Below are 8,973 nucleotides of genomic sequence, written 5' to 3'. Positions count from 1 at the left end.
GGCAGGATCAGCGCGACGCCATCGCCGCGGCGCAACCCTGACTCATGTAACACGGCCGCGACACGTTGGCTGCGCTCGAACAGCTCGCCGTAGGTGATCGTCCTCCCCTCGGTGACGATCACTGCGGGCGAGTCGGGAGCGCTGCCGGCGTGCTCGGCCGGGTTAATTCCTGCTCCTCACGTCCGCGGCCTTCACCGCGCGCCTATCTGGCCGCCGCGCCGTTGTCCGACGCCGCCGCCTGCCGCTTGGCCATCTCCGACGGCAGAATCTTGTCTTTGAACACCTGCTGGATGAGCTCCTGCACATCCTTGCTGATCGATGCCAGCGCCACCAAGTCGTTGGAGCTCTGCCAGTGCACCCGCATACCCATCAGTTCCCATGCGCGCTTGAGGTTGGCCTTGGTAGCCAGCAGGGTCGTCATCGGCGCCTGGGCGATGTGGCGTGCGATGGCGTCGACGCGGTCGTCGAGATCCTCACGCTTGACCACCTCGTTGACCAGGCCGACCTCCAACGCCCTCTTGGCATCGATCACCTCGGCGGTGAACAGGTAGTACGCGGCGCGCCGCCAGTTCATGAAAACCCAAGGCTCAATCGAACATTCACCCGAGGGCATGCCGAAGCCCTGCAGCGGCGGGTAGGAGAAGTACGCGTCCTCCGAGGCGATCACGATGTCGGTGGTCAGCCCCATGTGCGTCCCGCCGCCGACGCAGTAGCCGTGCACCTGCGCGATCGTCGGCTTGGAGAACTCCCACAGGTTGAGCGTCGGCTTGACGAAAAGGTCGGACTGCGGCTTCCACGGATGACCCATCTTCATGGCACCCTCGACGAACGCCGGATAGTCGACGGCGTTGTTGCCGATCGCGTGCCCCGAACAGAACCCCTTGCCGTTGGCCTTCAACACCAACACCTTGATGTCGTAGTCGCGGTCGGCGTCGAGCAGTGCGGCGTCGACCTCCTCGGCGAGCTTCTGGTCCTGCGCGTTGGCCTTCTCCGGCCAGTTGAGCGTGATCTTCGCGATCGGGCCGTCCTTTTGATAGATGATTCTTTCTCGGGTTTCGTTCAGATCCATTCGCCCTCCTGATGATTCGTTATGACGTGATGACGCCGATTTCGGCGCCGATGCTGTAGGTTGTGCCGACTGCGCCCGTCCACTGCACGGTGCCCGATGCGCCGGCTTCGATCTCCTGTTCCACTTTCTCCGTGGCGATGGTGTAGATCGGGGTGCCCTGCTCGACGTGCTCGCCCGCCGGGACGAGAAGCTCGGTCAGCTCCGCCTCCGAGACGGCCACCGAGACCCGCGGAATGCGGATGATGAAGTCAGCCACCGGCGGCCGCCCGCTCGAACGTTCGCTCCACAGCTTCGACGATGCGCGCCGGCGAGGGATAGATCTGGGCTTCGAGCGCCGGGGCCGCGGGCGTCGGGACGAATCTCGCCGCGACCCGTTCGATCGGCGCCGCGAGCTCTCCGAAGCACTCGGCCTGCAATACCGCGACGATCTCCGCCCCGGGACCCGCAAATTGCACCGCATCGTGGACCACGACCGCTCGTCCCGTGCGGCGAACCGACTCGACCAACGTGTCGACGTCCAGCGGCACCAGCGTCCGCAGGTCGATGACCTCAGCGCTGATGCCTTGATCCTGCAATGTCTGCGCGGCTGCCAATGATTCACCCACACTACGGCCATAGCTGATCAGGGTGACGTCCGAGCCGGCCCGCTTGACGTCGGCCTGGCCGAGTGGAACCCGGAAATCGGGATCGATTGGCACCGAGCCCTTCTGAGCTTGCAGCCGGATGGTTTCGACGAACAGGCACGGGTCTTCGTCGAAGATGGCCGATGCCAGCAGGCCCTTTCCGTCGCGCGGCGTGGACGGCACGACGACTTTCATGCCGGGAATGTGCATGAACCAGGCTTCCAGGGTCTGCGAGTGAGTCGCTCCGGTGGCCAGCCCGCCGTAGACCTGCGTGCGGACCGTGATCGGCGCCGTCGTGCGGCCCGCGGTCATGAATCGGAGCTTGGCGGCGTTGTTGATCAGCTGATCTGCTGCTATGCCGATGAAGTCCATGATCATGATTTCGGCGACCGGCAGGAGGCCGTCGATCGCGGCGCCGATGGCCGCACCGACGATCGCCGCCTCCGAGATCGGCGTGTCCAGTACGCGATCGTGGCCGTATTTAGTCGAGAGCCCGGCGGTCGGCCCGGAGGCCCCCGGATCGGCGATATCCTCACCGAGCAAGAACACCCGGTCGTCGGCGGCCAGCGCCTGATCGAGTGCGAGATTCAGCGCCTCGCGCATCGACATCTGTTGTTCGTCCACGGGTTTCCTCAGACGGGGTACTTGATCGGACACGCGTACACGTCTTTGTCGAGTTCGTCGGCTGCCGGCGGTGATGCAGCCAGGACCGCTTTCAAGGCCTCCTCGACGGCCGCCAGGGCACCCTCGTCGATGCGGCTGAGCTCGTCGTCTGAAGCGACACCGTCGTCGAGAAGTTTGCGGCGGAAAGCGGGAACGGGATCGGCCGCTTTCGCCGCTTCCAGCTGCTCGGTTGGAATGTAGGTCATGCGATCACCGAAGTAGTGGCCGCGAAAGCGGAAGGTGACGCACTCGAGGAAGGTCGGTCCGCTTCCGTTGCGCGCCTTGGCGATCGCTTCGGCCAGCGCGTCGGTGACTGCCAGCGGATCATTGCCGTCCACCCGTCGACCCGGCATGCCGTAACCGGACGCGCGGTCGGCGACCTGCTCGAGCTTCATCGTGTCGGCGGTCGGCGTCATCTCGGCATACTGATTGTTCTGGCACACGAACACCATCGGCAGATCCCACAGCGCCGCCATGTTCGCCGCCTCGTGGAACGAACCGGTATTGGTCGCCCCATCGCCGAAGCTGACGACCGTGACCCGGTCGAGGCCCTTGCGTTTGGCTGCCATCGCCAGCCCCACCCCCACCGGTGGGCCTGCCCCGACGATGCCGGTCGAAAGCATCACGCCCCTGTCGGGTTTGGCGATGTGCATGGTGCCGCCCTTGCCGCGGCTGGCTCCGAGGGTACGGCCCATCATCTCGCCGTAGATCTCTTCCAGCGGAACACCTTTGCCGATCAGGTCGTGCAGCCCGCGGTAGGTGGTGACCAACTGGTCGTCGTCGCGCAGCGTGACGCCCATCGCCGCGGCAATGGCCTCCTGGCCGCGCGACGGCCAGTACACGCACATGAATTCACCGGTGCCGATGCCTGCGGACAGCCGGTCGTCGGCGGCCTTCATCAACGCCATCAACGCGTAGATGCGCCGCTGCAGATCAGGAGAGAGTGTCATTTCTGGTACGACCCGATTTCGCGGTAGACCTTGGGTATCGGCGGGGTCTGCATGTCCAGCAGTTCCAGCGAGGACATTTTGCCGCTCCTGCCGAGTTCCCCGAGGCGGTCCACCACCGCGTCGAGGTCGTCGCACTCGAGTTCGTAGATCGCGATGAACGGGCCCTCGCCGTCGGTCGGAGCGAAGCGGCGCGCGGAGACGATGCCGTCGACCGAGCAGATCTCTGCGAGATGAATGTCGTTGTACCACTTGTGATACTCGTCGACGCGGTCCGGTGACACCGGCCTGGTTTCCAGGTAGATGATCCCTCTGGCCATGGCCGCGCCCTACACGCCTGCCCACGGTTTGATCTTGAGGAAGCCGCCGGCGTCGACGCGCAACTGTTGGCCGGTGACATAGCGAGCCGCGTCGCTGGCCAGAAACAGCACCGCCTCGCTGATGTCCTGGGGTTCCACGTAGGGAATGGGGAAGCCCTGGATCACCGGGAAGACGACCTCGGCGTCCTCACGGGTCGGGTTCGCCAGATCGGGCCGAAACGCCCGATACATCGGCGGGCTGTGCAGCATGTCGGTGTTGACGTTCGTGGGATGTACCGCATTCACTCGGATCTGCTCGGGGGCAAGCGCATTCGCTAAGTCGTTGACATAGTGTGCGACAACCTGTTTCGCGAAGGCATAGCCGGCGCCGCCCGGACCGCCGTCCATCCCCGCGGTGTTCGCCGCGGTGGCCATGAATGCCGCCACCGAACCCGTGGCGATGATCGACGCGCCCGCCCGCAGATGCTTGATGCTGGCGTGCACGAGGTTCATGACACCGACAAGGTCCACGTCGACCGCATCGACGAATGCCTGCGGCGGCAGGCCGGCGGTCAGCGGGCAGATGCCCGCGTTGGCAACCACGATGTCGAGCTTGCCGAACTCGCTGACGCCACGATCGATGGCGGCCGAAAGGGCGGCGCGATCGCGGACGTCGGCAGTCTCGGCGTGGACGCGCCTGCCCTCCTTCTCGACCAGCCGCGCCGTCTCGTCGAGATCCTCAGGCCGCGCCAGCGGATACTCGTTGGTCTCGATGTCCTCGCAGATGTCGACGGCGATGATGTCGGCGCCCTCGGCGGCGAGCAGCTGGGCGTGTGATCGGCCCTGCCCGCGCGCGGCTCCACTGATCAGAGCGACCTTGCCCTCGACCCTGCCCATCGCCGCCTCCTTCGACAACCACCGGCCATCGGCGGCCCGTCAGCGTCCTTATCTCGGAAAACCGTATCCGCAGAAGTAGCTATACTACCTAAAATTATAAAGAAACCAATCCGGCCCCTCACCCGAACAGGACCCAGTGGACTTCTCATATCCAGCGGACGTAGAGCAGTTCCGGAAAGAGCTGCGCACATGGCTGTCGGCGAACCTGACCGAGGACGTCATCGATGCCGACCGGCGCCGCGGCCGCGACCCCGGCGCCTTCGAGACGCTGCGCGCGTGGGACGCGGCGGTGGCCGACGCCGGGTGGGCCGCGGTCTCGTGGCCGCAGGGCTACGGCGGCCGCGGCGCGACAGTTCTGGAGCAGCTGGTCTATGCCGAGGAGACCACGCGGGCTCGAGCTCCGGTGCCGCTCAACGTGATCGGGATGAACAACATCGCTCCGGCGATCATGCAGTACGGGACGGACGCCCAGAAGCGCACACTGCTCCCCCGCATGGCACGCGCCGATGACATCTGGTGCCAAGGCATGTCCGAGCCCGACGCCGGTTCCGATCTGGCCTCGCTGCGCACGCGCGCCACACGTGACGGCGACGTGTTCGTGGTCAACGGTCAGAAGATCTGGACCTCGCTCGGACACCGCGCCGACTGGTGCCAGCTCTATGTCCGCACCGACATCGAAGCACCCAAACACAAGGGCATCTCCTGCCTGATCGTCGACATGACGCTGCCCGGCATCGAAGCCAGGCCGCTGGTGACGCTCAACGGCGCCGCCGACTTCGCGGAGGTGTTCTTCACCGACGTGCGCGTGCCCGCCGATGCTCTCCTCGGTCCGCTCCATGGTGGCTGGCAGGTCGCCACTACCACGCTGAGCCACGAGCGGGCGGGCGCAGCCCGGTTGTATGCACAGCTGAAAGTTCAACTCGCCGACCTTGTCGCGGATCTGTCCTCCCATACCGTCGGCGGCAGACCGGTCCTCGAGGACAGTGCGACGCTGTGCAGGCTCGGTGACATCGCGGTGCGGATCAACTATCTCGAGTTGGTGTGCAAGCGCGCGATCTCGGCCACGCTGAACGGCGGTGATGCCCTGGGCACGGCCAGCCTCGCCAAAAGCGTGTGGGCGGAGCTGGGTCAGGATCTCGCCGCGCTCGCCTACGACGTGCTCGGGCCCGCAGCTACCCGCTGGACGGAGCGCAGGCTGTCGTCGCGCTCGCTGACGATCGCGGGTGGCACCACCCAGATCAACAAGGGAATCACCGCGACGCGGGTGCTCGGATTGCCGCGAACATGAACCTCGAACTCACCGACGAGCAGATAGCGCTGCGCGAGACCGTGCGCAAGCTTCTTGCCGAAAAGGCCTGTGTCGCAACGTATGTTCGGCCGCTGTTGGATGATCCGACAGGCATCACGGACGATGTCTGGCGCAGCCTTGCGAGCCTCGGCGCGACAGGTGTGCTGGTGCCCCAGGAACACGGCGGCCTCGGCATGACGATGGTCGAAGCGGGTGTGGTGGCGGAGCAGCTGGGCGCCGCGCTTCATCCGGGACCGTGGCTGTCCAGCGCAGTCGGCTCCGTGCGTGCCCTGTTGCGACTCGGCGCCGGGGATGACCTGCTGACTGGAATCGCCCGTGGGACAACGATAGCCACGGTGGGGATCGGCGGTACCCGGCCCGTGGTGGACGGTGGGGCGCTGCGAGGTGAGCTGACCGCGGTTCCCGACGTCGCAGCGGCGGCGGTGCTGCTGGTGCTCGCCGACGATGGCGGCGACACTGCGCTGTACGCGGTGGATCCCGCGGCCGCGGGCGTCACGGTGACGCCCCGCCGGCACGTGGACCCGACACACAAGGCATTCGACGTACTCCTCGAAGGCGTGACCGCCCCGCGACTGGCCGACGCCCCGGCCGAGGCAGTCTCGGCGCTCGTCGACGACATGACGATCATCCGCGCCGCCGATGCGCTCGGGGCCGCCGCCGCGGTGATGAACCTTGCCGTGGACTACGCCAAGACGCGCAGGCAGTTCGGCCACCCGGTCGGCAGTTTCCAGGCGGTCCAGCACTTGTGCGTCGACATGTTCGAGGCGGTCGAGCTGGCCCGCAGCGGCGTCATCCACGCGCTGTGGGCCGCCGATGCGGCCGAAGCGGCCGAACGTCATCTGGCGGCGGTGCGAGCGAAGGCCTTCGCAGGCCGGTTGACCTCGGTCGGCGACACCGCGATCCAGGTGTTCGGCGGCATCGGCTTCACCTGGGAGCACGACGCCCACCTCTACCTCAAGCGCCTGCTGGGCTGGAGCGCTTACCTCGGCGCGCCCGAGCGTTACCTGGAAGAGCTCGGGACGCATCTGGTCAGCGACAACGATCGAAAGGTGTTGCAATGAGCCAAGTTCTGAGCGGCGTGCGGGTCGTTGAGCTGGCCTCCTGGACTTACGTGCCTTCGGCAGGAGCGGCGCTGGCCGACTGGGGCGCCGATGTCATCAAGGTCGAGGATGTCGCGGCGGGCGACCCCGGCCGGGCTCTGGTCATCGGCGGGTTCACCCGCCAAAACGCCCGCGCCGACGTCGACTTCATCCTCGAGATCGGCAACCGCGGTAAGCGCAGCATCGGCATCGACCTCAAGACCGACACCGGCCGCGAGTACTTCGGCCGCCTCCTGGCCACCGCCGATGTGTTCCTGACGAATTGGCGACCGGGCGCCCTGGAGCGGGCGCACTTGACCGTCGACGACATCCGCTCCTTCAACCCGAACATCATCATTGCCAGAGGCACCGGCGCCGGTGTTCGCGGTCCCGACCGCGAGAAAGGCGGATTCGACGCGGCCACCTACCTGTCCCGCGGTGGTGTCGCCTACACCTTGACGCCGTTCGGTACGGAGACACCGGCCGTGCAGGGTCCGGGCTTCGGTGATCTGCAAGGCGGCATCACGCTCGCCGGAGGGGTGTGCGCAGCACTGTTTCACCGCGAGCGCACCGGTGAAGCGTCGGTCGTCGACTCCTCGCTGCTCGCACAGGCGATGTGGACCATCGCGCCGTCGATCTCCGTTGCGGACCTTTTCGGCATCGACGGAATCCCCGGTGCACCACCGGGACTGGCGATCAACCCCCTGGTGAACCGCTACAAGACGCGTGACGGGCGGTGGCTGCAGATGGTGTTCCTGCAACCGGATCGCTTCTGGGCGGGTTTCTGCCAGCGGATCGGCCTACCGGAGCTCGCCACCGACGAGCGCTTCGTGCCATCGAGCAATCTCATCGCCAATGCCGCGGAGGCGTGCAAACTCGTCGGTGAACGGCTCGCCAGCGAGGACCTCGCATACTGGCAACAGGCGCTCGCCGACGAGCCCGGCGTGTGGGCGGCGCTGGCCACGCCAAAGGAGACCCTTAACGATCCGCAGGTGGAACCGAACGGGTATGTCATCCCCAACGTCGACGACAATGGTGTCGAATACCGAGTCGTCGCAGCGCCAGTGCAATTCAACGAGACACCGCCAGCTGCCGCGCGCGCTCCCGAACACGGGCAGCACACCGAGGAGGTCCTGCTGGAGCTCGACCTCGACTGGGACGAGATCTCCGCGGCCAAGGACAGCGGCGCGATCCTCTAGAGCAAGGACAGCACATGACACGGGAGCGGCGCGAACTCGAATCGGTCATCTACGAACGGGAACCGCCGATCGCGCGGATCATCCTCAACCGGCCCGACAAGGCCAACACCAAAGACGCCAGCTTGGTGGGCGAGGTCGACGCGTGTCTGCACGAGGCCGACCGCGACAAAGAGATCAAGGTGGTGATCCTCAAGGCCAACGGCAAGGGCTTCTGCGGCGGACACGTCGCGCGGTGGGGTCCCGACGAGAACCCCTACCCCGATTTCGGGGACACATTCGAGGACCTCTACAAGGGCACCGCCGACCTGTTCCTGTGGCCGACGCTGTATCTCTGGGAGTTTCCCAAACCGACGATCTCCCAGATCCACGGCTACTGCATGGGCGGCGGTATCTATCTCGGTCTGCTGACGGACTTCTCGGTCGCATCCGAGGATGCCTACTTCCAAATGCCGCTCGCGCAGAGCCTCGGCGAACCCGGCGGCCACACCATGATCGAGCCGTGGCTGATGATGAACTGGCACCGCACAATGGACTGGCTTCTGCTGGCGCCGACGCTGTCAGCGTCGGAGGCCCTCGAGTGGGGGCTGCTCAACAAGGTGGTGCCGCGGGACCAGCTGGAGAACACCGTCGAGGAGATGGCCCGCAAGATCTCCCAGATCCCGCTCACCACGCTGATGGCGGTGAAGAACAACGTGAAACGGGCGTGGGAGTTGATGGGCATGCGTGTGCATCTTCAGGTGAGCCACATCATGACCAACATGGTCGGCGCGGCGTCCGATGTGCAGGCGCGCCGTACCGAGCTCATGCAATCCGGCTTGAAGCCACGGGATTTCATCGCCGACGGCGAGACTCCCTCCCGCGAGCAGACATAAATGCACGAGCCGCCAC

11 protein-coding genes are annotated in these 8,973 nt (G+C 66.0%); 4 read left to right on the top strand and 7 right to left on the bottom strand.

What is annotated here, in order from left to right; translation table 11 throughout:
* The 7 genes from A5651_RS25500 to A5651_RS16910 form a co-directional block, all read right to left on the bottom strand.
* Window positions 1–167, bottom strand: a 167-nt coding sequence (locus A5651_RS25500) for an AMP-binding protein (RefSeq protein WP_156663009.1), incomplete at its 3' end; no start/stop codon positions are given.
* 35 nt (window positions 168–202) lie between these two features.
* Window positions 203–1,069 (bottom strand): enoyl-CoA hydratase-related protein, encoded by an 867-nt coding sequence (locus A5651_RS16935; protein WP_066983200.1) that lies wholly within the window; start codon window positions 1,067–1,069, stop codon window positions 203–205.
* Between the two features lie 19 nt (window positions 1,070–1,088).
* Entirely contained in the window at window positions 1,089–1,325 is a 237-nt protein-coding gene (locus tag A5651_RS16930; RefSeq protein WP_066983197.1) for a lipoyl domain-containing protein, read from the bottom strand.
* Window positions 1,318–2,301, bottom strand: coding sequence for an alpha-ketoacid dehydrogenase subunit beta (locus A5651_RS16925; RefSeq protein ID WP_369803965.1), 984 nt, complete (start codon window positions 2,299–2,301; stop codon window positions 1,318–1,320). The genes A5651_RS16930 and A5651_RS16925 overlap by 8 nt, the downstream gene beginning before the upstream one ends.
* Before the next feature lie 23 nt (window positions 2,302–2,324).
* The gene (locus A5651_RS16920; RefSeq protein WP_066983191.1) at window positions 2,325–3,305 is read right to left on the bottom strand and encodes a thiamine pyrophosphate-dependent dehydrogenase E1 component subunit alpha; all 981 of its coding nucleotides are present in this window, start codon (window positions 3,303–3,305) and stop codon (window positions 2,325–2,327) included.
* Window positions 3,302–3,622: a hypothetical protein gene (locus A5651_RS16915; protein WP_066983188.1), complete on the bottom strand. Its 321-nt coding sequence runs from the start codon at window positions 3,620–3,622 to the stop codon at window positions 3,302–3,304. The genes A5651_RS16920 and A5651_RS16915 overlap by 4 nt, the downstream gene beginning before the upstream one ends.
* Window positions 3,623–3,631: 9 nt before the next feature.
* Window positions 3,632–4,498: a mycofactocin-coupled SDR family oxidoreductase gene (locus A5651_RS16910; protein ID WP_066983185.1), complete on the bottom strand. Its 867-nt coding sequence runs from the start codon at window positions 4,496–4,498 to the stop codon at window positions 3,632–3,634.
* A gap of 136 nt (window positions 4,499–4,634) precedes the next feature.
* Between A5651_RS16910 and A5651_RS16905 the strand changes: the two genes are divergently transcribed.
* Genes A5651_RS16905 through A5651_RS16890 form a run of 4 tightly spaced genes read left to right on the top strand, consistent with a single transcriptional unit; the run spans window position 4,635 to window position 8,957 of the window.
* Window positions 4,635–5,786: an acyl-CoA dehydrogenase family protein gene (locus A5651_RS16905; RefSeq protein ID WP_066983182.1), complete on the top strand. Its 1,152-nt coding sequence runs from the start codon at window positions 4,635–4,637 to the stop codon at window positions 5,784–5,786.
* Window positions 5,783–6,868 (top strand): acyl-CoA dehydrogenase family protein, encoded by a 1,086-nt coding sequence (locus A5651_RS16900; RefSeq protein ID WP_066983180.1) that lies wholly within the window; start codon window positions 5,783–5,785, stop codon window positions 6,866–6,868. Before A5651_RS16905 ends, A5651_RS16900 begins: the two co-directional genes overlap by 4 nt.
* Window positions 6,865–8,085, top strand: coding sequence for a CaiB/BaiF CoA-transferase family protein (locus A5651_RS16895; RefSeq protein WP_066983177.1), 1,221 nt, complete (start codon window positions 6,865–6,867; stop codon window positions 8,083–8,085). The genes A5651_RS16900 and A5651_RS16895 overlap by 4 nt, the downstream gene beginning before the upstream one ends.
* 14 nt (window positions 8,086–8,099) lie before the next feature.
* Window positions 8,100–8,957, top strand: coding sequence for an enoyl-CoA hydratase-related protein (locus tag A5651_RS16890; RefSeq protein ID WP_066983174.1), 858 nt, complete (start codon window positions 8,100–8,102; stop codon window positions 8,955–8,957).
* The last annotated feature ends 16 nt before the right edge of the window (window positions 8,958–8,973 follow it).

This window comes from Mycobacterium sp. 1274761.0 (genome assembly GCF_001668615.1).
Lineage (GTDB): Bacteria > Actinomycetota > Actinomycetes > Mycobacteriales > Mycobacteriaceae > Mycobacterium.
This window is presented reverse-complemented; position numbering and strand designations above follow the sequence as displayed.

Coding starts and splice junctions, on each gene's coding strand:
- A5651_RS16935 (WP_066983200.1), bottom strand. CDS start 1,069: ATGGATCTGAACGAAACCCGAGAAAGAATCATCTATCAAAAGGACGGC.
- A5651_RS16925 (WP_369803965.1), bottom strand. CDS start 2,301: ATGTCGATGCGCGAGGCGCTGAATCTCGCACTCGATCAGGCGCTGGCC.
- A5651_RS16920 (WP_066983191.1), bottom strand. CDS start 3,305: ATGACACTCTCTCCTGATCTGCAGCGGCGCATCTACGCGTTGATGGCG.
- A5651_RS16915 (WP_066983188.1), bottom strand. CDS start 3,622: ATGGCCAGAGGGATCATCTACCTGGAAACCAGGCCGGTGTCACCGGAC.
- A5651_RS16910 (WP_066983185.1), bottom strand. CDS start 4,498: ATGGGCAGGGTCGAGGGCAAGGTCGCTCTGATCAGTGGAGCCGCGCGC.
- A5651_RS16900 (WP_066983180.1), top strand. CDS start 5,783: ATGAACCTCGAACTCACCGACGAGCAGATAGCGCTGCGCGAGACCGTG.
- A5651_RS16895 (WP_066983177.1), top strand. CDS start 6,865: ATGAGCCAAGTTCTGAGCGGCGTGCGGGTCGTTGAGCTGGCCTCCTGG.
- A5651_RS16890 (WP_066983174.1), top strand. CDS start 8,100: ATGACACGGGAGCGGCGCGAACTCGAATCGGTCATCTACGAACGGGAA.